Origin of the sequence: Terrisporobacter petrolearius, assembly GCF_020748185.1 — a bacterium.
GTDB classification, from domain to species: Bacteria; Bacillota; Clostridia; order Peptostreptococcales; family Peptostreptococcaceae; genus Terrisporobacter; species Terrisporobacter petrolearius.
This window is the reverse complement of record NZ_JAHZMO010000142.1, coordinates 1-493: the sequence shown is the minus strand read 5'-3', so window position 1 is coordinate 493 and position 493 is coordinate 1. Positions and strand designations below refer to the sequence as shown.

The window sequence follows — 493 nt, the reverse complement described above, 5'->3', positions numbered from 1 at the left end:
CCGGCCCGACCTTTTTCGCGGTACCGGTTTTAATGGCGATACGATAGCCTTTAATCGCCGCTTTCACGCCGCCGCCGCCTGGTAGCGCCACGCTTTCCATCATATGCACCACGGTGCGAACAATGGATTCCGGGAAGACACGTTCACCGGGAACCGGGGGGTCAACTTTGGTAATCGACAGTGGGCGATAAATGCCGTAGCTGCAGATAGTTGCGTAGACTCGCGCTAACTGTAACGGGGTTACCATTAGCCCGTAGCCGAAAGAGAAGGTGGCCCTCTCTATGTCAGACCACCGTTGTTTTTGAGGATATAGGCCACTGCGTTCTCCGACCAACCCCAAATTGGTCGCTTTTCCCAGTCCAAAACGTGAGTAAGTATCTACTAACGCTGAGGACGGCATCGCTAACGCCAGCTTGGAAACACCGACGTTACTCGACTTCTGTAATACCCCGGTCAGGGTTAATTCGCTGTAGCGAGCCACGTCTTTGATTTC

At 53.8% G+C, this 493-nt stretch carries 1 pseudogene; it reads right to left on the bottom strand.

Features of this window, described 5'->3' with window-relative positions:
- Nucleotides 1-493 (bottom strand): annotated as a pseudogene (gene ftsI / locus K0040_RS22455) (peptidoglycan glycosyltransferase FtsI); the annotation flags it as partial.